The organism is Hydrocarboniphaga sp., from assembly GCF_965279055.1.
Lineage (GTDB): Bacteria > Pseudomonadota > Gammaproteobacteria > Nevskiales > Nevskiaceae > Hydrocarboniphaga.
Window position 1 is genome coordinate 3979903 of the sequence record NZ_OZ257125.1, and the last position, 26176, is coordinate 4006078.

26 protein-coding genes are annotated in these 26176 nt (G+C 67.0%); 14 read left to right on the top strand and 12 right to left on the bottom strand.

What is annotated here, in order from left to right; all coding sequences use genetic code 11:
- The first annotated feature begins 112 nt into the window (after positions 1-112).
- The 3 genes from ACQZF9_RS17910 to ACQZF9_RS17920 are packed head-to-tail and all read left to right on the top strand — an operon-like array spanning position 113 to position 2617.
- Positions 113-1738, top strand: coding sequence for an ABC-F family ATP-binding cassette domain-containing protein (locus tag ACQZF9_RS17910; RefSeq protein WP_428310324.1), 1626 nt, complete (start codon positions 113-115; stop codon positions 1736-1738).
- Between the two features lie 10 nt (positions 1739-1748).
- A complete protein-coding gene (locus tag ACQZF9_RS17915) occupies positions 1749-2282 on the top strand; it encodes a YaeQ family protein (RefSeq protein WP_428310325.1) in 534 nt (177 codons plus the stop codon).
- A 56-nt stretch (positions 2283-2338) separates the two neighbouring features.
- Complete coding sequence (locus ACQZF9_RS17920) at positions 2339-2617, top strand: hypothetical protein (protein WP_428310326.1); 279 nt, start codon at positions 2339-2341, stop codon at positions 2615-2617.
- Between the two features lie 130 nt (positions 2618-2747).
- Here the strand turns inward: ACQZF9_RS17920 and ACQZF9_RS17925 are convergent, their stop codons facing one another.
- Entirely contained in the window at positions 2748-3191 is a 444-nt protein-coding gene (locus ACQZF9_RS17925) for a PA2169 family four-helix-bundle protein (RefSeq protein ID WP_428310327.1), read from the bottom strand.
- Positions 3192-3267: 76 nt separating this feature from the next.
- A complete protein-coding gene (locus ACQZF9_RS17930; protein ID WP_428310328.1) occupies positions 3268-4674 on the bottom strand; it encodes a dihydrolipoyl dehydrogenase in 1407 nt (468 codons plus the stop codon).
- Between the two features lie 124 nt (positions 4675-4798).
- Here ACQZF9_RS17930 and ACQZF9_RS17935 point away from each other — a divergent pair, with 124 nt between their 5' ends.
- Together ACQZF9_RS17935 and alkB are read left to right on the top strand one after the other, a co-directional pair.
- Positions 4799-4987: a hypothetical protein gene (locus tag ACQZF9_RS17935; protein ID WP_428310329.1), complete on the top strand. Its 189-nt coding sequence runs from the start codon at positions 4799-4801 to the stop codon at positions 4985-4987.
- A 35-nt stretch (positions 4988-5022) separates the two neighbouring features.
- Positions 5023-5664, top strand: coding sequence for a DNA oxidative demethylase AlkB (gene alkB / locus ACQZF9_RS17940; RefSeq protein ID WP_428313454.1), 642 nt, complete (start codon positions 5023-5025; stop codon positions 5662-5664).
- A 78-nt stretch (positions 5665-5742) separates the two neighbouring features.
- Here alkB and ACQZF9_RS17945 read toward each other — a convergent pair whose 3' ends face one another.
- The 4 genes from ACQZF9_RS17945 to ACQZF9_RS17960 form a co-directional block, all read right to left on the bottom strand.
- Positions 5743-6678 carry an MBL fold metallo-hydrolase gene (locus tag ACQZF9_RS17945; protein ID WP_428310330.1) on the bottom strand — a complete coding sequence of 312 codons (936 nt, stop codon included), beginning with the start codon at positions 6676-6678 and terminating at the stop codon, positions 5743-5745.
- Positions 6675-7034, bottom strand: coding sequence for a DUF1304 domain-containing protein (locus tag ACQZF9_RS17950; RefSeq protein ID WP_428310331.1), 360 nt, complete (start codon positions 7032-7034; stop codon positions 6675-6677). Before ACQZF9_RS17950 ends, ACQZF9_RS17945 begins: the two co-directional genes overlap by 4 nt.
- A 48-nt stretch (positions 7035-7082) precedes the next feature.
- A complete protein-coding gene (locus ACQZF9_RS17955; RefSeq protein ID WP_428310332.1) occupies positions 7083-7718 on the bottom strand; it encodes a glutathione S-transferase family protein in 636 nt (211 codons plus the stop codon).
- A 73-nt stretch (positions 7719-7791) separates the two neighbouring features.
- Positions 7792-8655 carry a uroporphyrinogen-III synthase gene (locus ACQZF9_RS17960; protein WP_428313455.1) on the bottom strand — a complete coding sequence of 288 codons (864 nt, stop codon included), beginning with the start codon at positions 8653-8655 and terminating at the stop codon, positions 7792-7794.
- Positions 8656-8880: 225 nt separating this feature from the next.
- On the opposite strand from ACQZF9_RS17960, the gene ACQZF9_RS17965 reads away from it, so the two are divergent.
- A complete protein-coding gene (locus ACQZF9_RS17965; RefSeq protein ID WP_428310333.1) occupies positions 8881-9171 on the top strand; it encodes a hypothetical protein in 291 nt (96 codons plus the stop codon).
- Between the two features lie 187 nt (positions 9172-9358).
- On the top strand, positions 9359-10237 hold the full coding sequence (locus ACQZF9_RS17970) for a DMT family transporter (protein WP_428310334.1): 879 nt from the start codon (positions 9359-9361) through the stop codon (positions 10235-10237).
- A gap of 79 nt (positions 10238-10316) precedes the next feature.
- On the opposite strand, the gene ACQZF9_RS17975 is transcribed toward ACQZF9_RS17970, so the two are convergent.
- A complete protein-coding gene (locus ACQZF9_RS17975; RefSeq protein WP_428310335.1) occupies positions 10317-12689 on the bottom strand; it encodes a TonB-dependent receptor in 2373 nt (790 codons plus the stop codon).
- Between the two features lie 176 nt (positions 12690-12865).
- Between ACQZF9_RS17975 and ACQZF9_RS17980 the strand changes: the two genes are divergently transcribed.
- Both ACQZF9_RS17980 and ACQZF9_RS17985 read left to right on the top strand, forming a co-directional pair.
- Positions 12866-13729 carry an alpha/beta fold hydrolase gene (locus ACQZF9_RS17980; protein WP_428310336.1) on the top strand — a complete coding sequence of 288 codons (864 nt, stop codon included), beginning with the start codon at positions 12866-12868 and terminating at the stop codon, positions 13727-13729.
- 43 nt (positions 13730-13772) lie between these two features.
- Positions 13773-14579 carry a DODA-type extradiol aromatic ring-opening family dioxygenase gene (locus ACQZF9_RS17985; RefSeq protein WP_428310337.1) on the top strand — a complete coding sequence of 269 codons (807 nt, stop codon included), beginning with the start codon at positions 13773-13775 and terminating at the stop codon, positions 14577-14579.
- A 183-nt stretch (positions 14580-14762) separates the two neighbouring features.
- Here ACQZF9_RS17985 and ACQZF9_RS17990 read toward each other — a convergent pair whose 3' ends face one another.
- The gene (locus ACQZF9_RS17990) at positions 14763-15275 is read right to left on the bottom strand and encodes a gluconokinase (RefSeq protein ID WP_428310338.1); all 513 of its coding nucleotides are present in this window, start codon (positions 15273-15275) and stop codon (positions 14763-14765) included.
- Positions 15276-15387: 112 nt separating this feature from the next.
- On the opposite strand from ACQZF9_RS17990, the gene ACQZF9_RS17995 reads away from it, so the two are divergent.
- Positions 15388-16335: a hypothetical protein gene (locus tag ACQZF9_RS17995; protein WP_428310339.1), complete on the top strand. Its 948-nt coding sequence runs from the start codon at positions 15388-15390 to the stop codon at positions 16333-16335.
- 12 nt (positions 16336-16347) lie between these two features.
- On the opposite strand, the gene arfB is transcribed toward ACQZF9_RS17995, so the two are convergent.
- From arfB to ACQZF9_RS18015, 4 genes are all read right to left on the bottom strand, one after another.
- On the bottom strand, positions 16348-16764 hold the full coding sequence (gene arfB, locus ACQZF9_RS18000; protein WP_428310340.1) for an alternative ribosome rescue aminoacyl-tRNA hydrolase ArfB: 417 nt from the start codon (positions 16762-16764) through the stop codon (positions 16348-16350).
- 92 nt (positions 16765-16856) lie between these two features.
- On the bottom strand, positions 16857-17234 hold the full coding sequence (locus ACQZF9_RS18005) for a glycine zipper 2TM domain-containing protein (protein WP_428310341.1): 378 nt from the start codon (positions 17232-17234) through the stop codon (positions 16857-16859).
- Positions 17235-17345: 111 nt separating this feature from the next.
- Positions 17346-18122, bottom strand: coding sequence for a glutathione S-transferase N-terminal domain-containing protein (locus tag ACQZF9_RS18010; protein ID WP_428310342.1), 777 nt, complete (start codon positions 18120-18122; stop codon positions 17346-17348).
- 71 nt (positions 18123-18193) lie between these two features.
- On the bottom strand, positions 18194-21619 hold the full coding sequence (locus ACQZF9_RS18015) for a Calx-beta domain-containing protein (protein ID WP_428310343.1): 3426 nt from the start codon (positions 21617-21619) through the stop codon (positions 18194-18196).
- A 197-nt stretch (positions 21620-21816) separates the two neighbouring features.
- Here ACQZF9_RS18015 and ACQZF9_RS18020 point away from each other — a divergent pair, with 197 nt between their 5' ends.
- The 4 genes from ACQZF9_RS18020 to ACQZF9_RS18035 all read left to right on the top strand — a co-directional run bounded on the left by ACQZF9_RS18020 (position 21817) and on the right by ACQZF9_RS18035 (position 26071).
- A complete protein-coding gene (locus ACQZF9_RS18020; protein WP_428310344.1) occupies positions 21817-22242 on the top strand; it encodes an OsmC family protein in 426 nt (141 codons plus the stop codon).
- 256 nt (positions 22243-22498) lie between these two features.
- A complete protein-coding gene (locus ACQZF9_RS18025; RefSeq protein WP_072898255.1) occupies positions 22499-22711 on the top strand; it encodes a cold-shock protein in 213 nt (70 codons plus the stop codon).
- 162 nt (positions 22712-22873) lie between these two features.
- Positions 22874-24058 carry an esterase/lipase family protein gene (locus tag ACQZF9_RS18030; protein WP_428310345.1) on the top strand — a complete coding sequence of 395 codons (1185 nt, stop codon included), beginning with the start codon at positions 22874-22876 and terminating at the stop codon, positions 24056-24058.
- 357 nt (positions 24059-24415) lie between these two features.
- Entirely contained in the window at positions 24416-26071 is a 1656-nt protein-coding gene (locus tag ACQZF9_RS18035) for a S53 family peptidase (RefSeq protein ID WP_428310346.1), read from the top strand.
- The last annotated feature ends 105 nt before the right edge of the window (positions 26072-26176 follow it).

Below are 26176 nucleotides of genomic sequence, written 5' to 3' on the forward strand. Positions count from 1 at the left end.
CGCGGTACCAGGTGCCCTTGAAAGTCGCCGATCGTGGGGGCCTGGACAGAAAAACCACAACCGTCTGACTAAATACTCAGGCCAACCCCGCCCCACCCCGGTAAACTAGCGGATGATCTCCGCCTCCCGCCTCACCCTGCGCCGCGGCCCGCGCGCGCTTCTCGAAGACGCTTCGTTCTCGATCCATGCCGGCTGGCACGTCGGCCTGATCGGCCGTAACGGCACCGGCAAGTCGACGCTGTTCGCCGCGATTCTCGGCCAGCTGGCGCCGGACAAGGGCGAGATGTCGTCGCTGAAGAACGTCGCCGTGGCCACGGCCGCGCAGGAGACGCCGGCGCTGCCGGACCTGGCGATCGAATTCGCGCTCGACGGCGACGTCGAGCTGCGCGAACTGGAACGCCGGCTGGTCAAGGCCGAGGCCAAGGAAGACATCGAGGCGATCTGCGAGATTCACGAGCGCCTCGGCATGATCGGCGGCTACGCGGCGCGTGCCCGGGCCGCGTCGCTGCTGCATGGCCTGTCGTTCAGCCAGGAGGCGCAGCAGCGGCCGGTGGCGGATTTCTCCGGCGGCTGGCGCATGCGTTTGAACCTGGCGCGCGCGCTGATGTGCCGCTCCGACGTGCTGCTGCTGGACGAGCCGACCAATCACCTGGATCTGGACGCGGTGATCTGGCTGCAGGGCTGGCTGGCGTCGTATCCGGGCCTGTTGATGGTGATTTCGCACGATCGCGAATTCCTCGACGCGGTGACCACGCATACGCTGCATCTGGAAAGCCAGAAGGCGACGCTGTACACCGGCAACTACAGTTCGTTCGAGCGCCAGCGCGCCGAGCGCCTGACCTTGCAGGCCGGCGCGTTCGCCAAGCAGCAGAAGCAGGTCGCGCATCTGCAGAAGTTCATCAACCGCTTCCGCGCCTCGGCTGCAAAAGCCTCACAGGCGCAGAGCCGCATCAAGGCGCTGGAGCGCATGGAGCTGGTGTCGGCGGTGCATGCGGACAGCGAGTTCAGCTTCGAGTTTCCGGAGCCGGATCGCCTGCCCTCGCCGCTGGTGCGCTTCGACGACGTCGTCGCCGGATACCAGACGGATCAGGGCGACAAGGTGATTCTCGAAAAGCTGCGCGTGCTGGTCGCGCCTGGCGAGCGCATCGGCCTGCTCGGCCAGAACGGCGCCGGCAAGTCGACCCTGGTGCAGACCATCGCCGGCGCGATTCCGGCGCTGTCCGGCGATCTGATGCGCGACAAGCATCTGCGCGTCGGCTATTTCGCCCAGCACACCACCGAGACACTGGACGCGGACGCCTCGCCGATCCTGCATTTCCGCCGCATCGATCCGAAAATCAGCGAGCAGGAACTGCGCGGTTTTCTCGGCGGCTTCAACTTCAAGGGCGATCGCGTCTACGAGCCGGTGGGCCCGTTCTCCGGCGGCGAAAAGGCGCGCCTGGCACTGGCGATGGTGGTGTATCAGAACCCGAATCTGCTGCTGCTCGACGAGCCGACCAATCACTTGGACTTGGACATGCGCCACGCGCTCGAAACCGCGCTGATGTCGTATGCCGGCGCGGTGATCGTGGTCTCGCATGATCGCCATCTGCTGACCAGCACCTGCGACACCCTGTGGCTGGTCGCCGACGGCCGCTGCGTGCCGTTCGAAGGCGATCTCGACGATTACGCCAAGTGGCTCAACACGCGTGATCTGAACGGCGGCAAGAAAGTGAAGAAGGACAAGGCGGCCGCCTGAGGGAGCTGCGATGGCGCTGAAGGCAACCATCTTCAAGGCGCAGCTCGCGGTCGCCGACATGGACCGCGGGCACTACGCCGACTATGCCCTGACGCTGGCGCGGCACCCGTCGGAAACCGACGAGCGCATGATGCTGCGCATCGTCGCGTTCGCGCTGCACGCGCACGAGTTGCTCGCATTCGGCAAGGGCCTGAGCGACCCGGACGAACCCGACCTGTGGCGGCACGACCTGACCGGACTGATCGAGGAATGGATCGCCCTGGGCCAGCCCGACGAGCGCGAGTTGATCAAGGCCTGCGGCCGCGCGCGGCAGGTCACGGTCTACAACTACGGCGGCGGCGCGACGCAGTGGTGGGCCGGCGCCGAAGGCAAGCTGGCGCGCGCGAAGAACCTGCAGGTGCGGCGCCTCGGCGTGTCCGGCGATACCGCGATCACGACGCTGGCCGCGCGCAACATGAATCTCAATTGCTCGATCCAGGAGCAGACGATCTGGATAGGCAATGGCGAACTGACCGTCGCGGTCGAGAGTACGACGCTGCGCTAAGGGAACGAAGCGGGCGCACAATCGTCATAACCAACCCAGGGACAAGGAATTCAGACATGGCGAATGCGATCATCACGATTCACCTGCCGAGCCACCGCACGCGGGCGCTGCAGATCGAGCACAACACCGCGGAAGCGGTCGAGGCCTACGACGCCAACATCGGCGATTACATCCAGTTTCTGAAGGACGAGGCGGCCAAGCAGCATTACACGCTGAAGACCGACACCAACGAGTTCGACGCCGTGTACGCGATCGGCAATACCGACCACGACGGCAAGAAAGCCGCCCACGACTGGCTCGACACGCAGCCGGATATCTGGAACTGGATTCCGTGAATTGAAAACCCTCTCCCCTTGCGGGAGAGGGTGTCGCGCAGCGACGGGAGAGGGGTCGCGCCATCGCAGCGACAACCCCTCTCCCGGCCCTTCGGGCCGCCCTCTCCCTCAAGGGGAGAGGGCTGGTACATCATGCTGCGGCGCGATACTGGTTGCGCAGATCACGGATCCGATCGTGGTTGGCGACCACGCCCTGGAACTGCTTTTCCACGACCTGGCGTACCTGCGGCGGCAGTTCGGACTTCAGCGCCTTGGTGTAGCTGGCCTTGGCGTGATCTTCTCCGCGCTCGACTTCCTCGAGCACCGCGATGTTGTTGTCGCTGACCGCAGTCTTCACCTTGACCCAGCCGCGATGCGCGGCGCCGGCGACACTGCCGGACGTCTCGGGCTCACCGCCGAGTGCGGTAACCAGGGTCTGCAGCTCGCGCACGCTCTGACTGCAGCTCTGAGCGCGATCGGCGAATACCTGCTTGAGCTGCGGCTCGGTGGCCCTTTCGGCCGCCTCGTTGAAACCTTTGAGTCCATCTTCCGAGGTTTCGATCAGCTTGTTCAGAATCTTGACGGTGTCGTCCATGACTTGACTCCTGCGTTGTGGTGGAGCGCGGCGTCCTGCCGCGTTCGTGAGTTTTGACCACGCTGAGTGCGAGAGTTCAAACCGATTCCAGTTCGTCGGCAGCCGTAGCCGGCAATACGTTCATCTGCGAGCACAGATCGCGCAGCGCCGTGCGCAGGCCTTCTTCGAGCGTCGGGTGATAAAACGGCATGGCCAGCAGCGAACGCGCCGTGAGTTTCTGCTGCACCGACCACGCCAGCAGATGGCCGATATGCTCGGCCGCCGGGCCGATCATTTCGGCGCCGATCACGCGGCCGCTGTCGGGATCGCCGTAGACCTGCAACAGCCCGCGATGGGCGTTCATCACCCGAGCCCGGCCCTGGTCGGCGAAATCGATCCTGCCGGTGCGACGATTGGCTCTCTTCACATCGCCGATCACGGCGATCTGCGGATCGCTGAACGTCACCGCCATCGCCACGCGTCGCGCATGCGGCTTCACCAGCGGATACGAAGCAGCGTTGTGGCCGGCGATGGCACCGTCGTCGGCCGCCTCGTGCAGCAGGGGCCGCGAGTGATCACAGTCGCCGGCGATGAAGATCGCGCTGTCGCCGCAACGCATCGTCGTGGGATCGAACTCGGGCCTGCCTTTTTCGTCGAGCCCGATGCCGGCGTGCTGCAGATCCAGCGCCTGCAGGTTCGGCGGCCTGCCGGCGGCGACGAGCACGTGATCGAAATAAGCCGAGCCGCTGTCGGCCGGCGATTGCCAGTGCACACGCAGGCCGCCGTGTTCGCGCTCGACGCTGAGCTCGACGCCGAGTTTCAGATTCAGTGATTCGGCAAACAGCTTCGCCGCGACCGCGTTCATGTCGTCGTTCTGCAGGCCGCCGACCGCGTGGCCCTGGTCGAAGATCGTGGTGCGCGCGCCGAGGCGATGCAGCGCCTGTCCGAGTTCCAGACCCAGCGGCCCGGCGCCGACGACGGCGACCGAAGTCGGCAACGTGGTCAGCTCGAAAAGATGGTCGTTGGTCAGAACGCGATCGCGCACCGCGTCGAACATCGCGGGCACGTCGCTATGCGCACCGGTGGCGATGACGATGGCCTTGGCCTGGATGCGGGTGTGGTCGCCAACCGCCAAGGTCTGTCTGTCGAGAAAGCGCGCGTGGCCGGACAAGCGCTGCGCCTGCGGAATCGCCTCGTAGCTTTTCAGCACGCTGCGGACGAAGTGATGACGCTCGGCCCGCAGCCGTGTCATCACCGCGCGGCCGTCGACTCGCATCGGCGCGGTTTGAATGCCGAACACGCTGGCATTGCCGCAGCAATGCGCGAGATCGGCCGCGGCAATCAGCAACTTGGACGGCATGCAGCCGACGCGTGCGCACGTGGTGCCGGGCGGGCCGGATTCGATCAGCAAGGTGTCGGCGCCGGCGCGCTGTGCCGCGCCATGCGCGGCCAGGCCCGCGGTGCCGGCGCCGATCACGGCCACGTCGCAGTTCAGCTTTCTCATCAGATTTCCGTCGCTCGCCATTGAGCCGGCTGCCAGTTTCCGCATAAAGCCTTTGCTTCGGCTGAACACCGCATGCGTCCTGCTGCATGCGATCATGCGCCACTGTCCGTCACCGGAAATCCGCATGAACGAAGACCTGACCGAAGTCGATATGCAGTGGTTGTCGCGCTATGCGAGTGATGAGCGCACGGAAGCCGCGCCGATCGAAACCCTGGCGCGGCTGGAGAAAAAAGGCCTGCTGATGCACGGCTGGGGTCACACCCACGTGGTCACCGAACTCGGCCGCCTGCTGCTGGAACAACACGGCCTGTGAGCCGCACGGCATCACCCGCCCCGCTGAAGCCGGCGCTGGACCTGTTCGATGGCGAAGATCACGGCGCTCGCGTCGCGCTGAGCGACGGCGCCTGGGTGCTGCGCGGTTTCGCGCGCGACCCGGCCGAGGCGGTTCTCGCGGAAATCGCCGGCATCGCCAGCGCGGCGGCGCCGCGCCATCTGCTCGTACCCGGCGGCAAGCGCATGTCGGTGGCGATGACCAATGCCGGCAGCCTGGGCTGGGTCAGCGACACGCGCGGCTATCGCTACGAGGCCTGCGATCCGCAGTCCGGCCAGCCCTGGCCGGAGATCGGCCCGACGATGATGAGCCTGGCGCGCGCGGCCGCCGACAGCGCCGGCTATGCGCAGTTTGCGCCCGATGCCTGCCTGTGCAATTTCTACGAACCCGGGGCGCGCATGTCGCTGCATCGCGACTTCGACGAAGGCGATCTGAGCGCGCCGATCGTGTCGATTTCGCTGGGCCTGCCGGCGACGTTTCTATGGGGCGGCCATGCGCGCGCCGATCGCGCACGGCGCATCCGGCTGGCGCATGGCGATGTGGTCGTCTGGGGCGGCGCCTCGCGGCTGGTGTATCACGGCGTCGCGCCGCTGGCGGATGGCGAGCATCCGGCGACCGGTCGGATGCGTTACAACCTGACGTTCCGCAAGGCGCGTTGAAGCTTCTGGTCGCGGGCAAGCCCGCTCCTACAGGAGCCGCCGTTGTAGGAGCGGGCTTGCCCGCGACTCTCGCACAACCTAGTTGCTCGTCGCCGGGAATACCGGCAACTTCGCATAGGCACGGCTGTCGTGCGCCGGCAGCAGCACGATCTGCGGAAAGCGCTGATGGATCGCGGCGATCTGGCCGATGCCGGCCCGCACCTCGGCCGAATCCGCATCGACCATCTTGCGCAGCAGCCATGGACGCTCGGTCGGGATCGCGATGCCCTCGGTCTGCCAGACCAGATCGCCGAGCAGCGCGTAGCGCTTGCCCGAGGGCAGCGTGACGAACGCGATGATCGAGCCCGGCGTATGCCCCGGCGCCGGCACCAGCACGATCGAACCGTCGCCCCAGACATCGTGGCTGCGGGCGAAGCCCAGGTAAGGCCCGCCTTCAAAAGCGTAGGGCTCGAGCGGCAGCGCGCCGAAGCTGTGCGCCAGGGCGGCCATCGGCGCGGCGCTGGCGATGAACTGCTGCTCGTCGGCGTCGATCAGCACCGGCACGCCGGGCAGATCGGCGAGACCGCTGACGTGATCCCAGTGTGCATGCGTCAGCACCACCTTGAGCTGCTTCAGATCGTAGTGCTGCGCAGCCAGTTGCTCGGCGACGGACTGCCTCCTGCTGATCTTGCTGGCGATGCGCATCAGCAGCGGCATGGTCTTCTGATGCGCCTCGACATCGCGTGAAAACCCGGTATCGAACAGCAGGTCGCCGCGCGGATGGTGGATCAACACCGCCGTCATCGAGAACTCGCGCTTCTCGAGAAAATCGCCGCCGCGAAAGGCGAAGCCGGCGCTGGACTCCATGCTGCCGGTGGGCAGCGCGCTGAGGCTCATTTCCGCAGGCGGCGTCGCGGCCGGTAGCGTCGTGTCGGCGAGCGCTGCCACCGGCAAAGTCAGCGGCGTGAACGTCCAGGTCAGCGCCGCCGAGCCGATCAGGATCAACGCGACGAACAGAATCGTGAGCTTCTTCATGACGAGCCCAGCACCAGGCCCAGCGCGACCACGGCCGGCAGCGCCTGAACGAACAGGATCTTGCGATTCACGGTCAGCGCGCCGTAGGCACCGGCGACGATCACGCAGCCGAGAAAGAACACTTGCACCGGCACGCCGGCATCACCGAGCAGCAGCCCCCAGATCAGGCCGGCGACCAGAAAGCCGTTGTACAGGCCCTGGTTCGCGGCCAGCGCCTTGGACGCGGTGGCGAACTCCTGCGTGGTGCCGAAGACGCGGCGGCCGCGCGGCTTGTCCCACAGGAACATTTCGAGAATCAGAAAATAAAAATGCAGCAGCGCGACCAGCGCCACCATGATGTTTGCCGCGATCTGCATGATCTCTCCCCAGAGCGTGATGCCGCGTTTGTCAGGACCTGCGTGTCGCTATGCCGCCGGCAGCGAAGCCGAGAGTTCGTTCTCGAGTTGCGTCACTTTAACGAACGCCGGCCGCGCGTAAATGCGCTCGACGTATTGCAGCACCAGCGGATTTTCCGGAATCAGCTTGAAGCCGACCATCCATTTCAGCGCGCAGCCCCAGAGCACGTCGATCGCGGTGAATCGCTCGCCGAGAAAATAATCGCCCTTGCCGAGCTGGCCGAGGAAAGTATTGAGCATCGTGTCGAAATCGCCGTAGGGGCACATGCCGGTCGGCGCCGGCTCGCGCTTCAGCGCGCGATCGACCACGGCCGGCTCGAAGCTCGATCCGTAATACGCGAACCAGCGCAGGAACGGCCCGCGCAGCGCATCGCCTATCGCCGGCGCCAGGCCGGCCTGCGGGAACGCGTCGGCCAGGTACTGGTAGATCGCCGCCTGCTCGGTGACCAGCGCGTCGCCATGCAGGATCGCCGGCACCTTGCCCATAGGATTGATCGCCAGGTAGTCCGCCTGGCGCTGAGCGCCGGCCTTCATGTTGATCACGCGCAGCTCGTGATCGGCTTTCAGTTCTTCGAGCAGGATGCGCACGCCGGTGGAACGCGTGTTCGGCGAATGGAAGAAGATCAGCTTGCGGGTGTCGGTCATTTTTTTGGCTCCTCTGCTTGTGTCCGGAATATAGCGCCACACTGGAAAGCGGCGGCTCGCGACCCGCCGTGAGTCACTTCGATACGCGCAAAGCCTCGCCGAGCGCGCGCATCAGCGGCTTCATGAAGAAATCACCGGCCGGCATCGCCTGCACCGCGACGCCGCGCGCCGCCAGCGCCTCGGCGACCACCGGGCCGACCGCGGCGACGACGGTGCGCGCCAGTCCCTGCTGCAGCGCCGTGTCGCGACCGCTGTCGCCGGCGACGCGATACAGCCGGTCGACCTGGGCCATGCTGGTGAACGCGATCGCGTGCACGCGGCCGGCGGCGAGTTCGTCGATCAGCGCGATCACCGCGTCGAGGTCGGCGGCATCCGCGTAGACATAGGGCGACACCAGCGACAGGCTCGCGCCCGCCGCGATCAGCGCCTGCTGCAAGGGCAGGTTCGGCTCGCTGCCATAGAGCTGCACGCCGACCCTGCGGCCTTGCAGATCGAGTGTCGACAAGGTCTGGATCACGCCGGCGGTGGTCGGCGCCGCGGCCTCGATGTCGGCGCGCAGGCCGATCTCGCGCAGTGCGCGGCCGGGCTTGGGCCCGCGCGTGATCTTGCGCACCTGCGCCAGCCGCGCGACGAAGTCCGCATGCAGCGCCGCGTCGGCGCGCTGCGCGCAGGCCAGCAGGCGGCGCAGGCCTTCGCCGGTCAGCAGGACCAGGTCGTCGCAGGCGCCGGCGTTGAACGCACGGATCCAGGCCAGCACCGGCAGCGGATCGGGCGCGTCGCGGATCGCCACCAGCGGGCAACGCAGTACCTGGGCACCGCGGCGTTCGAGCAGCGCGCTGAACACGTCGAGCTCGCGCGTCTCCGGTACCGCGATGCGGCGGCCGCCGAGGTCGGGTTCCTTGCTGCTGGCGCTGCGGGGGCTGGCTTCGTCGGACATGCGCGGCTGGCGGATCGTGATCGCGGGCAGGTTACGCAAATGCGCGACCAGCGGCAGCGTCCGCGGCCACCAGCGGCGGACGCCGGCATGCGGCCAGAGTGTCCGCGGACACTTCGCACAAGCCGGTGATTCGATAACTTTTTTTATCAATACAGCAGCTTGCGATATTTTCCGGGGATGGCACGCGGCTCGCAATATCCGCTGCGTAGTCCACCGGAGAACGCCATGAACCAGAACATCCAGACCTCGCTGAAGACCTTCCGCCCGCTCGTTGCCGCCGCGCTGCTGTGCGCCAGCTTCGGCTCGCAGGCCGCCGACAGCATGAGCACGCGCGCCGCCAGCGGCGTCGGCAGCTGGATCGCCGCGCAGGGCAACGCCGCGCTGCGCGAACTGGGCCAGGACCTGCGCAAGCAGCTGCGCGACTCGATCAAGCCGCTGCTGCCGCAGCCGGAATCGCCGCCGGAATCGCAGCCGGCGGATGCCTCGCAGCCGGATCTGACGGTGGCAGCGAATTGATCTCGTAAGGAGCGAAACCTACTCCGTTCGTCCCGAGTAGCCGCAAAGCGGCGCATCGAGGGACCGGATCGCGGTCGGGTCCCTCGGTACGCGGGCAAAGCCCGCTACTCGGGACGAACGGGAGGCGTCGCCGGATTCAACCGCAACCAGCTTCATCCTCACACGCCGAAGTTTGCGAAAATCGCGGATGACTTCCGCGTCCACTTCGGCCAGGCCACACTCCGACACGCTCGCCGGGCTGGCTTTCGTTTTCATCTGGAGCACCGGCTACATCGCCGCACCCGCGGCGCTGCACGGCATGGGCCCGTACACGCTGGCCTGCCTGCGCTTCTTCGGGTCGGCGCTGCTGATCGCGCTGGCGCTGCTGATCCGCGGTGCGACACGGCCGGCGACGCGCACACTGATGCACGCGGCGGTCGCCGGCGCGCTGCTGCAGGCCGGCTTCTTCGGCTTCACCTATGCGGCGCTGCGCTCCGGATTGCCGGCCGCGGCCGCGGGCCTGATCACCGGCCTGATGCCGTTGACCACCAGCCTCGGCGGCGCGTTTTTTCTGCGCGAAAAACTGCGGGCCTCGGCGATCGTCGGCCTGGTCGTCGGCCTGGCCGGCGTGCTGCTGGTGATCGCGCCGGCGCTGGCGCAGCCGGCCAGCACGCTGGGCTACGGCCTGATGCTGCTGGCGCTGCTGTCGCTGTCCGGCGGCACGCTGTACCAGAAGCGGTTCGTCAGCGGCATCGATCCGCTGCTATCGCTGCTCGCGCAGCTGCTCAGCGCGATGCTGATCCTGGCGCCGGCGGCATGGCTGGTCGACGGCTTTCGCCTGCATTGGTCGCCGATCGCGATTGCCGGCCTGAGCTGGGCGATCGTGATGAATTCCTGCATCGGCCTGCTGCTGATGCTGTCGCTGCTGGCGCGAGGCGCATCCGGCAAGGTCGCGAGCCTGTTCTACCTGGTGCCGCCGACGACGGCGGTGCTGGCGGCGCTGATCCTCGGCGTGCATTTCGGCCTGCGCGATGCGGCCGGATTCGCGCTGGCGGCGACGGGGGTCTGGCTGGGGCAGCGGGCTTAGAACTCCGCTCCTGTAGGAGCGGGCTTGCCCGCGACGGCGAAGGTCACCATCGCGGGCAAGCCCGCTCCTACAAAAGACCTTAGAAGAAATTCACTTTCAAGGTCGCCGAGACACTGCGCAGCGGACTCTGCTGCGCCGTATACGTGTCCGCATAAACGCTGTTGTCGAACACCAGGTCGAGCGTGCGCTTGTCGGTCAGGTTGTTGCCGTTGACGACGAAGCTCCAATGGCCGGCCTCGTCGCCGAACAGCAGGTGCGCGCCGAGCAGGGTATAGGCGCCCTGGTAACTGTGCTCGTCCAGATCCACCGCCGAATACGAGTCGCCGCGATACGAGAGGTCGACGCCGAAGCGCGCGCTGGTTTTCCACGGCAATGCGACGATCAGGGTCGGCGACAGCGTACCGGTGATGGTCGGCGCATTCGCCAGCGTGCGGCCGCTCAGATCCTGCGTGTCGGCGCCGCTGGTATCGTCGCCGGCCGCCGGTGCATTGCGATATTTCACGTACTCGGCTTTCGAGAACGCGACCGAGGCGGCCAGGTTGAACCAGCGCGCTTCGGGCCGCCACAGCGATTCGATTTCAATACCCTGCAGGCGCGCCTTCGCCGCGTTCGAAGTCTGGTAGGTGACGCCGTCGAAGTCGACGGTCTGCAGGTTGTCGATGTCGGTGCGATACGCCGACACGTTGAAGGTGATGCGCTTGTCGAACCAGCGCGACTTGAAGCCGGCTTCGAAGCTGCTGGCACGCTCGGGCTCGAACTGCAGGTTGCTGTCGTCGGCCGCGGTGGCATTGAAGCCGCCGCCCTTGAAGCCGCCGGTGTAGGTGGCGAAGCTCATCAGCTCCGGCCGCCACTGGTACTGCAGGCCGAGCTTGGGCGACACGTCGGTTTCTGTGCGCTTTTTCGTAGTCTGGAACGGCGTCGCGCCGACCACCAGCGCGACCAGGCCGACGCCGACACGCTCGGCGTCGAAGTCGGCCTTTTTCTCATCGAGGCCGAAGCGCGCGCCGAGGATCGCCGACAGCTTTTCGGTCAGCGACCAGTTCATCTGGCCAAACACCGCGTAGCTCCTGGTGTCCTGCCAGAAGCCGCGCAGCAGCTTGTCGTTGATCGGCACGCCGGGCAGGTTCGGGATCGCATCAATGATCGGGCCGAGCGCGCCGAGGTCCGGCGCGCCCAGCGCTTCCAGCCCGGCGTCGCTGAGCGCGAAGTCGATCAGGTTGTCGCCGGCGATCGCGTCCAGATGGCTTTCGAGCTTGGAATGAAAGGCGTACAGGCCCAGGGTCCATTCGACTTCGCCGGCCAGGCCGAACAGCGAGTCGGCGACGCCGCTGGGGCGGAACTCGACCGAGTCCTGCTGGTAGTCGACGCGGAAATCGGTGTTGATCAGATCGGCCGCGCTGACGTCGGCGTCGATGATCGTCGCCAGGTTGAACGCGGCGTGGCCGAGCACCGTGGTCAGCTTGACGTCGTGGCTGCCGGCGAAATCGCCGAGCTGGTAGTCGACCAAGGCGCGCTCCAGATGCGAGTAGCGATCGACGTAGCCGGGCGTGCCGAACGCGGTGTGCGCGTCCAGCGGATCGTCCTCGGTGCTGGCATCGTAGCCTTGCGCATAACGCAGCGCCGCCGGGCTCGCCGAGTCGAGCTGCCAGGGCGCGTAATCGACCTGCAGATCGGAATACTGGCCCTCCAGGCCGACATGCCAGTTGTCGCCCGGATCAGCGTCGAGCTTGACTCGCGCGGCGCGCTGCTCGAGCGTGTTTTCGCGGCGATTCAGCGTGCTGTTGTCGACATCGCCGTCGCGGTTCCAGTAGACGCCGGCGACACGCGCCGCGTAGTGCTCGCCCAGCGGCACATTGAACATCGCCTCGGCGCGACGCTGCAGCGGATCGTCGCCTCCGGTCAGGGCCAGCGAGGCTTCGAGCTGCTGCTCGGGCTCGGCGCTGTGGAAGTTGATCACGCCGGCGATGGTGTTCTTGCCGAACAGGGTGCCTTGCGGGCCGCGCAGCACTTCGACCTTGTCCATGTCGAACATGCCGTCGGGGATGAACTCGGCGCGGCCCAGCGCGAGGTCGTCGAACACCAGGCCGACCGCCGGCTCGAAACCGACGTTGTCGGTCTCGGTGTCGTAGCCGCGGATGCCGATCACCGGCGCCTGCGGGTCGATGTCGATCTCGACGTTGGGGATGAAGTTCTCCAGCGCGCTGGCGTCGAAGTTGCCGCTCTGCGCAAGCGTCTCGGAAGTGACCACGCCGACCGACAGCGGCACTTTCTGCAAGCTCTGTGCGCGCTTCTGCGCGGTGACGACGACTTCTTCCAGCTCGATGGCGCTCGCCTCGACGCGCGCCGGCGCAGGCTCGGCGGCCTCGGCGGCCACGGCGATCGTCGGCACCGCCTCGGCTTCGACCTGCGCCACGGCATCGTGCGCCAGCGCCGCGCCGATCACGGCAACCACGATGGCAATGGGACAGGCCCCCGCCCGTCGCAACAACGGCTGACTCGACATGCTCTCCCCTGCTTTCGCGCTGGCCCCACGCCAGCTTTACCCGCCGCCCGCATGCGCTCAACAGTAGTTCAAGCTCAGGCGCGCGGCACGCCTACAATAGCGGTTCATCCCACCGAGACCCGCCGATGCCCAGCGCCAGCAGCCCCATTCGCACGACGCGCTTCGCCGCCAGCGGCATCAGCGTCTGCGGCGATGTCGGCGGCCACCCGGCGGCGCGGCCGGTGATCCTGCTGCACGGCGGCGGCCAGACGCGGCATTCCTGGCGGCGCGCACAGCAGGAGCTGATCGCGCAGGGCTTCTACGTGATCAGCCTGGACGCGCGCGGCCATGGCGACAGCGACTGGCCGGTGGAGCCGGATTATTCCTTCGACGCGCTGGCCGCGGATCTGCGCGCGGTGATCGCGACCTTGCCGCGGCTACCGGCGCTGGTCGGCGCGTCGATGGGCGGCGCCACCGCGCTGTACCTGATCGGCAACAGCCCCACGCCGATCGCCAGCGCGCTGGTCATGGTCGACATCGTGCCGAAGCTGGAACAGGAAGGCGCGAAGAAGATCGGCGACTTCATGAATGCCAATCCCGAAGGCTTCGCGACGCTGGAGGAAGCCGCCGACGCGGTGTCCAAGTATTACCCGACGCGCAAGCGGCCCAAGGACGCCAGCGGCCTGATGAAGAACCTGCGGCTGCGCGACGACGGCCGTCTGCACTGGCACTGGGACCCGCGCATGCTGGCGCCGAAAGAGCGCGTGGAGCCGCCGCAGATGGCGCAGCAGATGATCGATGCCTGTCGCGGCGTGAAGCTGCCGACCTTGCTGGTGCGCGGCACCGAAAGCGACATCGTCGGCCAGAACGGCGTCGAAGAGTTCAGGAAACTGCTGCCGCAGCTGCAGGTCGCCGACGTGGCCGGCGCCGGCCACATGGTCGCCGGCGACAAGAACGACGCCTTCAACCAGAGCGTCGTCGACTTCCTGCGGGCCTTGCCGCCGGACTGATCGCCCCCATCGTCCGGCCCATGTCCTTCGCATCGGCCACGCCATGAACAACACCACGCCGCGCCTGCCCGCCTACTTCATCTCCCATGGCGGCGGCCCCTGCTTTTTCATGGACTGGAATCCGCCCGATACCTGGAAAGGCCTGGGTGACTGGCTCAGCGGCATCGGCGCGGATGTCGGCGTCAAACCCAAGGCGGTGATCGTCGTCTCCGCGCATTGGGAAGCGCCGAGCTTCACCGTCACCGCGGCCGCGCAGCCGCCGCTGATCTACGACTACCACGGCTTTCCGCCGCACACCTACCAGCTGCAATATGCGGCGCCGGGCGCGCCGGAACTGGCGCAGCGCGTCAGCTCCCTGCTCGGCGCCGCCGGCCTCGCCGCGCAGCAGGACGCGACGCGCGGCTGGGATCACGGCGTGTTCATTCCGTTCAAGCTGATCTATCCGCAAGCCGACGTGCCGGTGCTGCAGCTGTCGCTGAAAGCCGGGCTGAACCCGGCCGAACATCTCAAGGCCGGCCGCGCGCTCGCGCCGCTGCGCGACGAGGGCGTGCTGATCGTCGGCAGCGGCTACAGCTATCACAACATGCGCGGCTACGGCGGCGCCGGCGAGCGCGATGCCGCCGCATTCGACCACTGGCTGGTCGATGCGCTGACGCGCCACGATGCGAGCGAACGCGATGCGCTGCTCAGTGCATGGGAGCGTGCGCCGTCGGCTCGCGCCGCGCATCCGCGCGAAGAACATCTGCTGCCGCTGATGGTGGTCGCCGGTGCCGCCGGCGACGACGCCGCAACGCGGGTGTTCGGCGAGAAAGTCTGGGGGATCGCGACCTCGGGGTTTCGCTTCGGCTGAGATTTTCCAGGTTCGATCCGGCCCCTCGATACGCCCGCAAAAAGCGCGGGCTACTCGGGACGAACGGGCTTTCCACACACTGCGTTCGTCCTGTCGGGACTAATGGGTTTTTGACACACTCCGTTCGTCCCGAGTAGCGGGCTGCGCCCGCGTATCGAGGGATCCGACCGCGCTACGGAACGCCTAAAGCGCTGCCATCACCTTGGCCACCGTCTGATCCGCGGTCACGCTGTCGACATCGACGATCATCACCGGCTCGTCCGCACCCGGATGTTCCAGCGTCTCGAACTGGCTGTGCAGCAGCGCCGGCGACATGAAATGATCCTTGCGCTTTTTCAGCCGCTCGGCGATCAGCGCCTCGCTGGCACGTAGATAGACAAAGCTCAGCTGCGGCCGGCCATGCGCCAGCTGATCGCGATACGCGCGCTTCAGGGCCGAGCAGGTCAGCACGCCGCTTTCGCCGGTCGCTACGCGCGCGTCGATCCACTGCTCCAGCGCCGCCAGCCACGGCGCGCGATCGGCGTCGGTCAGCGCGATGCCGCGATGCATCCTGTCGCGGTTGGCCTGAGGATGCAGATCGTCGCCTTCCTGGAACGCCCAGTGCTCGCGCTGCGCCAGCGCGCCGGCGACCGTGGACTTGCCGCTGCCGGACACGCCCATGACGACGACAATTTGAACGGGCTGCTTGGGGCTCATCATGGCTCCGGCGATCGGGTATAGCGCATGCTAAACCCAGCGCTCCTCGCCATCATGAGCCGGTAATGAATCACCAATAGGCTCGGCGCCCCGCTACTGCCTGCCGCTCACAATGTCTCTTTTCCGCCTGCACCGGCTGACGCTCGCCGCTTTGCTGATTTCGCAGCTGACGGCCTGCGGTGGCGGCAGTGACGACGGCCAGGCCGATGCACCGGCGGCTCCGGTTCTCGCCGAATATACGATCGACGACCCGCTGATCAACGAAAGCAGTGGCCTTGCCCGATCACAGCGGCGCGACGATCTGCTGTGGACGCTCAACGACAGCGGCGGCAACACCGAGCTCTACGCGATCACCACGCAGGGCCGGCATGTGGCGACGCTGAAAATCAGGGGTGCGCTGCTGAACCTGGACTGGGAAGATCTGGCCAGCTACCAGCAGGACGGGGTCGGCTATCTGCTGATTGGCGACATGGGCGACAACAGCGCGATCCGGCCGCTGACCACGTATTACAAGGTCGCCGAGCCGGAGGTGACGACAGGCGACGGCGTGCAGATGCTCAGCGCGACGCCGGCCGCGGTGTACCAGCAGTTCTACCCGGACGGTCCGCGCGACGCCGAAGCGCTCGCCGTCGACGCGACCGACAACATGGCCTATGTCCTGTCCAAGCGCGATGCGACGCCGAGCTTGTACCGCTTTGCGCTGGACGCGCCCTTGCTGCTGGCGCTGCCTGGCGTGATGGAAGCGCTGGGGCCGATCAATATTCCACGCGCGCCGGTCGACTACGCCGGCAACGTCGACTTGTTCAACTGGGTCACCGCGATGGACTTCGACGACGCCGGCGACCGCGCCTATGTCGGCACGCCGCTCAACGGTTATTTTTACGTTCGCCAGGCCGGCGAAAGCTGGATGGCAGCCCTGTCGCGCGCACCGCGCAGCGTCGACCTGCCGGACTATCCGCAGATCGAAGCCGGCACGTTTGCGCCCGGCAGTGACAGCACGATCTACATCAGCAGCGAACAGTTGCCGGCGAGACTGGCGCGGCTGGCCCCGGCCAATTAAGGAGCGTCGTGCTCATTCGTCGCGGCTGCTGCGCAGCGCCTTGATCTTGCCGGTGTGCAGCTTGTCGGCGACGCGGCGGCGCTTGGACGCTGCCGTCGGCCGCGTTGCCTTGCGCACGCGCGGCACTTCGGCCGCGGCGGCGATCATCACGCGCAGCCGTTCCAGCGCCGCCTCGCGATTCTGATCCTGGCTGCGGTACTGCTGCGCCTTGATCACGACCTCACCCTCGGTGGTGATGCGCTGATCGCGTCGCGCCAGCAACCGCTGCCTGATCTCGTCCGGCAGGCTCGACGCGGCAATGTTGAAACGCAGCTGCACCGCCGACTCGGTCTTGTTGACGTTCTGCCCGCCATTGCCCTGCGAGCGCGTCGATGTCAGCTCGATCTCGTCCAGACCGATCGACAGATGGGGATTGATGATCAGGCTCACGGCGCGACTCTCAACATAAAGGCGCGCATTATCGCGCTTTACGCCAAAGAAAAAGGCGAGCACGCGGCTCGCCTTTCTCCGACAGCCGGGTTTCAGCCCGGAACCGTCTCGCACTTCTCGCGATAGCTCACTTCCTGATCCGGGAAGTTCTTCTTGGCGACCTGATTGCCGACATAGGCACCGCCGACCGCACCGGCCGCGGTCGCCACGTCCTTGCCGTGACCGCCGCCGATCTGGTGGCCGAGCGCGCCACCGGCGGCGCCGCCGAGCAGGGTGCCGGCAACCGAGCGCACGCCCCACTCTTTGTTGGTCACGACTTTTTCCTGATGGCACTCGGTGTGGCTGGACCGTGCCTGCGCCACTTCGGTGCGGGATTCGTCGCTGGGAGAACGATTGGCGAACACCATCGCCGAGGCGCCGATGACCAGAACCGCGGCCGCGCCGCCTATACCCGCAACTAAATTGTTCATGACATCCCTTCCTGTTTTTACACGAACGCTGCTGCGTTCCGTGGCTGCAACATAGAAGGGCGCGATGAACGATGACTGAGCCGGCACTTCAGCTGCGGCTCAGTTCTGGCTTTACGCGTTGCGCAGGGCGTAAGTGCGATCCAGATATTTCAGGATGTCGCCGGATTCGTACATCGCCGTCCCGGTGTTGGCATCGACCAGGTACGGCACCTGCACCTGTCCGGTGTTCTCGGCCAGCCAGCGGCGATTGCGCGTCGTGCCCTTTTCGCCTTTGAACAGCGAGTCGCGAAAGCTCGGCGGACCCATATCCTTCCAGCCGCCCTTGCCGGTGTTGCGCAACAGGTAAGGCAATTCGAGTTCGCACAGCCGCGCACGCACCGGCTTGGAAAACGGGCTGCTCTCGAAGCTGTAAAGCTCCAGCGGCTGCGCTGGCGCGCGCGAGGCTTGCGCGCGAATGCCGCTCAGGCCGCGGCCGCGGAACATCAGCAGCGAGGCGATCTGCGAACTGAGCACGGCCAGCGGATGCAGCAGCGTGATGCGGCGTTTTCCGCGGCCGTAAGTCTGTTGCAGGTAGTCGACGATGTCGCCGGATTCGTACAGCGTGCTACCGGTGTTGTCGTCGACCAGCAGCGGAAACTGCTGCTTGCCGCCGATGCGCTGCGCATCAACGCGAAAGCGCGTGCCGTTCTTCGGGCACGGCAGGATCATCGCGTCGAGATCGAGCTCGGTCAGCGTCTCGCGCACCAGCCGGCAGTACGGACAGGCCTCGATGTCGTAGAGCTTCAGCAGCCTGGCCGGCGGTGGCGTGCGCCGGTACGCAACCGAGCCGCGCCACAGCCGCGCGGTGCCGGCAAACAGGTTGATGACAGCGTCGATCTTGGTGGACATGGCGACAGCGCTCGCGGCAGGGACGCCAGATTAGCGCCTGCCGCGAGCCGCGCCGCAAGGGCCGCAAGGCCTCAGTCGTTGTCGGTGATGGTGACGGTGGCGCTGGACGGCGTGCCCAGCGTCGCAGTGACCGCGCCGCTGAGTCTGATCTGGAAGGTTTCCGCCGCCTCATGAATCGTGTCGTTGGCGACGACCACGGCGAAGCTCTTGCTCGCAGCGTCGCCGCTGGCCCAGATCAGGGTGCCGCTCTTGGCGGTGTAGTCGTTGCCGGCGGTGGCGCTGCCGTTGGCGGTGACGTAGTCGATCGACGCGGAGCCCATCGAGCCGCCGCTGCGGACGACGGTGATCGTCGCCGTGCCGGCGGATTCGAGCACGGTGTAGGTGGCGGCGCTCAAGGCCAGCGTGCCGGGCGCGCCGTCGTTGTCGTTGATCGTCAGCACCGAGGTCTTGGTGGTGCCCAGGGTCGCGCCGCCGGTTGCGGCGCTCAGTGTGAGGTTGACGGTTTCGTTGCTCTCGGCCAGCGAGTCGTCGCTGAGCGGCACGGTGAAGCTCTTGTTCGCCGCGTCGCCGTTGGCCCAGCTCAGGGTGCCGCTGGCCGCGGTGTAGTCGCTGCCCGCGGTGGCGCTGCCGTTGGAGGAGGCATACGCAACCGTCACCGCGCCGACGCTGCCACCGGTGCGCTTGGCCGTGATCGTCGCGACGCCGCCGTTCTCGGCCGCGCTCCAGGTGCCGCTGGAAAACGCGATCGCGCCGGCGCTGCTGACGGTGTCGTCGTCGGTGATCGTGATCGTGGCCGTCGCCTGCGCGCCGAGCGTGGCGCCGGTCGCGGCGGACAGCCGCAACTGCAGGGTTTCGCTGCTTTCGGCCAAGGTGTCGTTGGCGATCACGATGCTGATGGTCTTGTTGGCGGCGTCGCCATTGGCCCAGGTCAGAGTGCCGGACTTGGCGGTGTAGTCGTTGCCGGCGCTGGCGCTGCCGTTGGCGGTGGCGTAGTCCACCGAAGCGGCGCCGGTGGAACCGCCGGTGCGGCTGACGGTGACGACGACGTTGCCCGCGGACTCCAGCACCGTGTAGCTCGCCGACGCGACGCCGACGGTGCCGGGCGCGCCGTCGTTGTCGTTGATCGTCAGCGACGAGGTCTTGGTCGTGCCCAGCGTGGCGCCGCCGCCGGGAACGCTCAGCGTCAGGTTGACGGTTTCGTTGCTCTCGGCCGGCGCGTCGTCGGTGATCGGCACGGTAAACGTCTTGTTCGCCGCGTCGCCGTTGGCCCAGCTCAAAGTGCCGCTGACCGCGGTGTAGTCGCTGCCAGCGCTCGCGCTGCCGTTGGACGAGGCATAGGCCACCGTCACCGCGCCGGCGCTACCGCCAGTGCGCTTGACCGTGATCGTCGCCGTGCCGGCGTTCTCGGCCGCGCTCCAGGTCGCGCTGCTGAAAGCCAGCGCGCCGGCGCTGCTGACGGTGTCGTCGTCGTTGATCGTGACCGTCGCCGTCGCCGGGCTGCCGAGGCTGGCGCCGGTGGCCGCGGACAGCCGCACGGTGAAGGTTTCGTTGCTCTCGGCGAGCGTGTCGTTGGCGACCGGGATCGTGACGGTTTTTGTCGCGGCATCCAGCGATGCCCAGATCAACGTGCCGCTTTTGGTGGTGTAATCGCTGCCGGCGCTGGCGCTGCCGTTGGCGGTGGTGTAGTCCACCGAAGCCGCGCCATTGGCGCCGCCGCTGCGCGTGATCGTGACGGCGACGCTGCCGGCGTTTTCGGCGACGGTGTACGCAGCCGATGCCAGCGCCAGCGTGCCGGGCGCGCTGTCGTCGTCGGTGATCGATACCGTGGTGGTTTTCGGCGTGCCCAGCGTGGCGCCGCCGCCCGCTGCGGACAGGGTCAACGTCAGCGTTTCGATGGACTCGGCCGCGCTGTCGTTGATGATCGGCACACTGATCGTCTTCGCGCTGCTGTCGCCGTCGGCCCAGTTCAGGGTGCCGCTGCGCGCGGTGTAGTCGCTGCCCGCCGTCGCGGTGCCGTTGGCGGTGGCGTAGGCAACACTGATCGCGCCGCTGCTGCCGCCGTTGCGCAGCACCGTGATGCTGGCGCTGCCGGCAGTTTCCGCGACGGAATACGTGCTCGCGCCGAAGCTCAGCGAGCCCGGGCCCGGGGTGATCGCGCCGAGTGCGAGTGTCGCGTCGATCAGCCCCGCCCCGCAGCCGCTGCAGCTCGCGTTGAACGCACGCGCGGTGCTCTTGATCGCGGTTTCGGCCTGGTCCGGCGTCAGCGCCGGCTGCAGCGCATACAGCAGCCCGACGACGCCGGCGACGTGCGGCGAGGCCATGCTGGTGCCCTGCAGATAGGCGTAGGAATCGGCACCCGGCGTGGTGCTGCCGTTGTTGTAGGTCGACAGGATGCCGGCGCCGGAGCTGGTGTCACCGCCGGGCGCGGCGATGTCGACGACATTGCCGTAATTCGAGTAGTAAGCCCGCGCGCCGCTCTCGCCGACACTGGCGACCGCGATCACACCGGTGCAGCTCGCCGGCGAAAAATTGCTGGCGTCGCTGTTCGAGTTGCCGGCGGCGGCGACGACGCTGGTATTGCGGCTGCGCGCGCTGGTGACCGCGCTTTGCAGCTCCGGCGAAGCCGAGCACGGATAACCGCCGCCGAGGCTCATGTTGATCACGTTGGCCGGCGACGGATTCGTCGGTACGCCACTGACGGTTCCGCCGGAAGCCCAGACGATGGCGTCGCTGATGTCCGAGGTGTAGCCGCCGCAGGCGCCGAGCACGCGCGCGATCACCAGCTTGGCACCGTAGGCGACGCCGGCGACGCCGAGCGCGTTGTTGGCCAGCGCCGCGATGGTGCCGGCGACATGCGTGCCGTGCCAGCTGCTGGTGCTGGCCGAGCCGCCGCACTGGCCGGAGACGCGGTAGTCGCCCGGGTCCTGTGCGTCGCCGTCACGGCCATTGCCATCGTTGCTGTTGGTCGTGTCCGAGATGAAGTCGTATTGCGCGACGACTTGTCCTGCGAGATCCGCATGCGGCCGGTAGCCGGTGTCGATCACCGCGACCACCGCACCGGCGCCGCTGCTGATGTCCCAGGCCGGGAACGCGTTGACGCCGGCGATTCCATTGCTCTGTGCCGGGCCGGCGATGCCCCACAGGTTCGCCAGATAAGGATCGTTCGGCGTCAGTGTCGCCTGCATCAGCCGGTCGGGTTCGACCGACAGCAGATCGGCCGGCGCCTGGCGGCGGATCCGCGCGGCGAGTTGCTCGATGTCGGAGCCGTCATCGACGCCGACCAGCAGCGCGCCGCTGCCCAGCGTGCGCAGCAGATGCATTGGCGCGCCGCCGAGCGCACTCAGGCGGTCGACGCGACTCGCCTGCGCCGCCTGTGTGGCGGCAGCGCTGTTGGCGTAGCGCAGGATCAAGCGCTGCGGCGGCGCATCCGCGAGCGCGGACTGGCACAGCAGCAGGCCCAGCAAGGCCGCGACGGCCGATCCGAATCCGCGTGACATGGCTCCGCCCCGTATAACTTCTGTCAACGGTTAACGGCGGCAGCGCGTCCAACTTTAGTCAGAGGTGTTTCGCCGCTCTATTCACAGCCCGCTCACTGGCAGCGCGACAGACTCGCCGGATCAGCAGGCACGCGGGTTCACGACCGCGACCTCCAATCGGTGCACGATCCGCAGTCGACAACACAAGGAGCAGGGCAATGAAAAAGAAGGCATGGGCAGTCTGGAAAGGCAGCATCAAGGAAGGCGGCGGCGCCATTTCCACGGAAACCGGCGTATTGAAGGACGCGCCCTACGGCTTCAAGTCCCGTTTCGAGGACGGCCCCGGCACCAATCCCGAAGAACTGCTGGGCGCGGCCCACGCCGGCTGCTTCTCGATGGCGCTGTCGCTGGCGCTGGGTCAGGCCGGCTTCACCCCCGATACCCTGGAAACCCACGCCGAAGTGACCCTGGACAAGGTCGGCGACGGCTTCGCAGTGACCTCCAGCCATTTGATCCTGAAGGCAAAGGTTCCCGGCATCGAGAAAGCGCAGTTCGACGAGATCGCCGCCGGCGCCAAGGCCGGCTGCCCGATTTCCAAGGTACTGAACGCCAAGATCACGCTGGACGCCACGCTGGAGAGCTAGCCGGCGGGCCGCGGTGGGGTGGCAATCCACTCCACCGCGGCAGACCAACGGCAGGCGGGAATGTGGCGGGAATGTATCGACATCCGCTTTCGGAGAGCGTATGGTGGCTGCCGCAGTCGCTTCAAGTTTGCACAGTGTGGCTTCCCAGCGCCAAACATTCACAGGTTTGGTGGCCTACAAGATCCCTGGATGCGTTCCTTGATCGCTTGCACCCCACGGGTGGTTTTTACCCGTATTCATCAAGAGGAATGTATCAATGAGCAATGTTTCTACCGGCACCGTGAAGTGGTTCAATGACGCCAAGGGCTTCGGCTTTATCACCCCGGCCGACGGCGGCGAAGATCTCTTCGCACACTTCAAGGAAATCCAGGGTTCCGGTTTCAAGACCCTGAAAGAAGGCCAGCGCGTCGAGTACACCGCCGCGCGCGGCCAGAAGGGCATGCAGGCGACGCAGATTCGCCCGCTCTAAGTCTTCGGACTTACTCAAAAAGCCGCGGCCTCGTGCCGCGGTTTTTTTTGCCTGAAATTCGCCTGGCTTGGCTGTTGCGCCCGCCGGCAATGTCGATAGTTTCTTGCTCGCGCCGGGCGCAGGCCGGACACTCGTCGCTGATCCGACAGTGGCCCTGACGACATGCTTGCCTCCGATATCCGCGGCGCGACCCAACTCGCGGTCGAAGCGACGATGGCGATCACCAACATCGTCGAAGACATGCACCGCAATATTTCGCGGGCGCCGTGGATCTTCGGCGAAGTGCCGCCGGGGCGCACGCGCGGCATCACCGGTCTGGTCTACAACAGCATCCGCACCATCACCGGCTGGGTTGGCTCGGGCCTGGATGTCGCGCTCAAGCAACTGCAGCCGCTGATCGACGCGGCCGGGCTGGAAGCCGGCAGCGCCGGCCGCGACGCGATCGTCGCCGCGATCAACGGCGTGCTCGGCGACTACCTCGCCGCGACCGGCAACCCGCTGGCGATGGATATGGAAATCCGCCGCGACGGCACCGGCCTCGACGCGCCGCAAAGTCCGCGCGTGCTGCTGCTGATCCACGGCCTGTGCATGAGCGAGCGGCAATGGCAGCGCAACGGCCACGATCACGGCGCCGCGCTGGCCACGGCGCTGGGCTACGAGGCCGCCTATGTGCGCTACAACAGCGGCCGCCACGTCTCGCTCAACGGCCGCGAGCTGTCGCAGCTGCTGGAGCGTTTCATCGAGGGCGCCGGTGTGCCGGTGGAGGAGCTGGCGATCATCGGCTTCAGCATGGGCGGCCTGCTCGCGCGCAGCGCCTGCCATTACGCGGCGCTGGACGGCCATCGCTGGCCGCTGCGGCTGAAGCGGCTGATCTTTCTCGGCACGCCGCATCTGGGTGCGCCGCTGGAGCGCGGTGGCAGCGGCCTGCACATGCTGCTCAACATCAGCCCCTACAGCGCGCCGATCGGCGGCCTGGCGCGGCTGCGCAGCGCCGGCATCACCGACCTGCGCCACGGCAATCTGATCGACGAGGACTGGGCCGACGCCGATCGCTTCGACCGCAGCGAACGCCGTCCGCAGCCCTTGCCGCTGCCGGCCAACGTGCATTGCGCCGCGCTGGCCGGCACCACCGGGAAGCGCGTCGGCGATCTTCATGACCGCCTGCTCGGCGACGGCCTGGTGCCGGTGGCCAGCGCGCTCGGTGAAGATCGCGAGGCCGCACGCTGCCTGAGCTTCGAGCCGGAATGGAAATGGATCGGCTACGGCATGAACCACCTCGACCTGCTCGATCGCCGCGAAGCCTTCGACGCGTTGCAGCGGGCGCTGACCGCGCCTTTGCCCGGCTAGCGGCTCAGCTGATGAGCCAGGCTGCGGACGCTCGCGAAAATGGGCTTTTCTGCGGCGTTTCCGCACCGAATCGGCGCGACCGCCGCTAGCCGCGCCGCATCGGCTTCGACGGCGCCGCCGCCAAGTAACCGCAAGCAACAAACACCGTTGTCCGCGGTTTTTGTCGTAACGGCATAAGCCCATGCCTGCCAACGATTAAACATCGCCCCCTGCGCTGCACGGCGCGCGTCGGCTGCCGATGCTTGTATCCGTTTGAATCAAACCGCTGCGCGTGGCACAGACCCTGAGTGCAGGCGGCGTCGCTGTACTCCAGCCCGTATTCCAATGCCGTGAAAACACGGCCATCAGGGGGAACTCATGTCGCAACCAAAATCGCATCGTTCGTGCACGCCGCTGAAACCCGTCGCCGCCGCACTGGCGCTGCTATGCGCCGCACCGCTGGCGCAGGCCGCCAGCGGCTCCTGGGCGGCAACGCAGACCGGCGCGTTCACCAACGTGATACCCGGCGCGGTATCGCGCGGCGCGCTGAAGAATGGCGAGGCGATTCACGTCGCCCTGAGCCTGGCGCTGCGCGATCGCGCCGGTCTGGATTCCTTCCTGGCCGAGCAACACCGTACCGGCAGCCCGGCCTATGGCCAGACCATGAGCCAGGAACAGTTCGCCGCGAACTACGCGCCGACCGCGGCGCAGGTCAAAGCGGTGTCGGCTTATCTGAGCAAGATGGGCTTCATCAACATCGTCGTCGACGCCAACCGCCAGCTGGTCAGCGCCGACGGCAGCGCGGCGTCGGTGAACGCCGCGTTCAATACGCGCATGGAAGGCTTCAGCGTCGGCGAGCGTGTCGCCTATGCCAATACCTTGCCGGCCAAGGTGCCGGCTGAACTCGACGGCGTGGTGCTGTCGGTGCTCGGCCTGCAGAACCTGTTGCAGGCGCACACGCTGATCCGGCAGGCGGACCTGAGCAGCACCGATGCCAAGCCCGACGTGGCGACGCCGACCGGCCATCTGCCGACTGAATTCCCGGCGCTTTACGGCGTCGGCAGCACCAAGGAAGCGACCAAGGCCAAGGTCGGGATCGTCGCCAGCGGCGACATCAGCCAGTCGATCACCGACCTGCGCCAGTTCGAGTCGCAGAACGCGCTGCCGCAGCTGACGGTGCAGCAGATCAACGTCGGCCCGCTCGGCACCGACACCAGCGGCGTGCCGGAATGGGACCTGGACAGCCAGGACATCCAGGGCATGGGCGGCGCGGTGAAGAAGCTGGTGTTCTACGTGATCACCTCGCTGGCCAACAGCGACCTGACCACGGGCTTCAACCAGATCGTCACCGACAACAGCGTCAAGATCATCAACGTGTCGCTGGGCGAATGCGAAACCGGCGCCAAGCTCGACGGCTCGATGGCCGCCGACGACCAGCTGTTCGCGCAGGCGGTGGCGCAGGGCCAGACCTTCTCGGTGTCCACCGGCGACTCCGGCTCCGACGAATGCGGCAAGCGCAACGGCCAGAGCTATCCGGCGGTGTCGCCCTACGTGATGGCGATCGGCGGCACCACGCTGTTGACCGAAGCCGGCGCCTATTCCAGCGAAAAAGCCTGGTCCGGCGGCGGTGGCGGCCCGAGCATCTACGAGCCCAAGCCGGACTGGCAGGCGGGCGTCGGCTCGAGCAGCTTCCGCAGCGTGCCCGATGTGTCGCTGGACGCCGATCCCAAGTCCGGCGCGATCCTGGTGGTCAACGGCGGCTCCGCGCAGTACGGCGGTACCAGCCTGTCGGCACCGCTGTTCTGCGGCATTTACGCGCGCCTGCTCAGCGGCCTGGGCGATCTGCCGTTCCCGGACCCGACGATCTACACCTATGCGCCGTCCAACAGCACCTACAAGTTCCTGCGCGACGTAACCAAGGGCAGCAACGGCGACTGGACCGCGGCCACCGGCTGGGACTACACCACCGGCTGGGGCTCGCTGCGCATCGCCAATTACTACTCGCTGGTGAAGTCGACGCTGGCAACGCCGTAAACACAGCGGCGCTCTGAACACGGGCCGTCGCGGCGCAGGCCGCGGCGGCCCGTTGGTTTTTCCGGGGCGACGCCAATGCGATTAGCATGCGCGATCTTCGGCCAC

Coding starts and splice junctions, on each gene's coding strand:
- ACQZF9_RS18010 (WP_428310342.1), bottom strand. CDS start 18,122: ATGTCCACCAAGATCGACGCTGTCATCAACCTGTTTGCCGGCACCGCG.
- ACQZF9_RS17990 (WP_428310338.1), bottom strand. CDS start 15,275: ATGAGCCCCAAGCAGCCCGTTCAAATTGTCGTCGTCATGGGCGTGTCC.
- ACQZF9_RS17980 (WP_428310336.1), top strand. CDS start 12,866: ATGCCCAGCGCCAGCAGCCCCATTCGCACGACGCGCTTCGCCGCCAGC.
- ACQZF9_RS17910 (WP_428310324.1), top strand. CDS start 113: ATGATCTCCGCCTCCCGCCTCACCCTGCGCCGCGGCCCGCGCGCGCTT.
- ACQZF9_RS17985 (WP_428310337.1), top strand. CDS start 13,773: ATGAACAACACCACGCCGCGCCTGCCCGCCTACTTCATCTCCCATGGC.
- ACQZF9_RS17960 (WP_428313455.1), bottom strand. CDS start 8,655: ATGTCCGACGAAGCCAGCCCCCGCAGCGCCAGCAGCAAGGAACCCGAC.
- ACQZF9_RS17955 (WP_428310332.1), bottom strand. CDS start 7,718: ATGACCGACACCCGCAAGCTGATCTTCTTCCATTCGCCGAACACGCGT.
- ACQZF9_RS17945 (WP_428310330.1), bottom strand. CDS start 6,678: ATGAAGAAGCTCACGATTCTGTTCGTCGCGTTGATCCTGATCGGCTCG.
- ACQZF9_RS17935 (WP_428310329.1), top strand. CDS start 4,799: ATGAACGAAGACCTGACCGAAGTCGATATGCAGTGGTTGTCGCGCTAT.
- ACQZF9_RS17995 (WP_428310339.1), top strand. CDS start 15,388: ATGTCTCTTTTCCGCCTGCACCGGCTGACGCTCGCCGCTTTGCTGATT.
- ACQZF9_RS17930 (WP_428310328.1), bottom strand. CDS start 4,674: ATGAGAAAGCTGAACTGCGACGTGGCCGTGATCGGCGCCGGCACCGCG.
- ACQZF9_RS18025 (WP_072898255.1), top strand. CDS start 22,499: ATGAGCAATGTTTCTACCGGCACCGTGAAGTGGTTCAATGACGCCAAG.
- ACQZF9_RS18005 (WP_428310341.1), bottom strand. CDS start 17,234: ATGAACAATTTAGTTGCGGGTATAGGCGGCGCGGCCGCGGTTCTGGTC.
- ACQZF9_RS17915 (WP_428310325.1), top strand. CDS start 1,749: ATGGCGCTGAAGGCAACCATCTTCAAGGCGCAGCTCGCGGTCGCCGAC.
- ACQZF9_RS17965 (WP_428310333.1), top strand. CDS start 8,881: ATGAACCAGAACATCCAGACCTCGCTGAAGACCTTCCGCCCGCTCGTT.
- ACQZF9_RS18020 (WP_428310344.1), top strand. CDS start 21,817: ATGAAAAAGAAGGCATGGGCAGTCTGGAAAGGCAGCATCAAGGAAGGC.
- ACQZF9_RS17925 (WP_428310327.1), bottom strand. CDS start 3,191: ATGGACGACACCGTCAAGATTCTGAACAAGCTGATCGAAACCTCGGAA.
- ACQZF9_RS18030 (WP_428310345.1), top strand. CDS start 22,874: ATGCTTGCCTCCGATATCCGCGGCGCGACCCAACTCGCGGTCGAAGCG.
- ACQZF9_RS17920 (WP_428310326.1), top strand. CDS start 2,339: ATGGCGAATGCGATCATCACGATTCACCTGCCGAGCCACCGCACGCGG.
- ACQZF9_RS18015 (WP_428310343.1), bottom strand. CDS start 21,619: ATGTCACGCGGATTCGGATCGGCCGTCGCGGCCTTGCTGGGCCTGCTG.
- ACQZF9_RS17950 (WP_428310331.1), bottom strand. CDS start 7,034: ATGCAGATCGCGGCAAACATCATGGTGGCGCTGGTCGCGCTGCTGCAT.
- ACQZF9_RS18035 (WP_428310346.1), top strand. CDS start 24,416: ATGTCGCAACCAAAATCGCATCGTTCGTGCACGCCGCTGAAACCCGTC.
- ACQZF9_RS17970 (WP_428310334.1), top strand. CDS start 9,359: ATGACTTCCGCGTCCACTTCGGCCAGGCCACACTCCGACACGCTCGCC.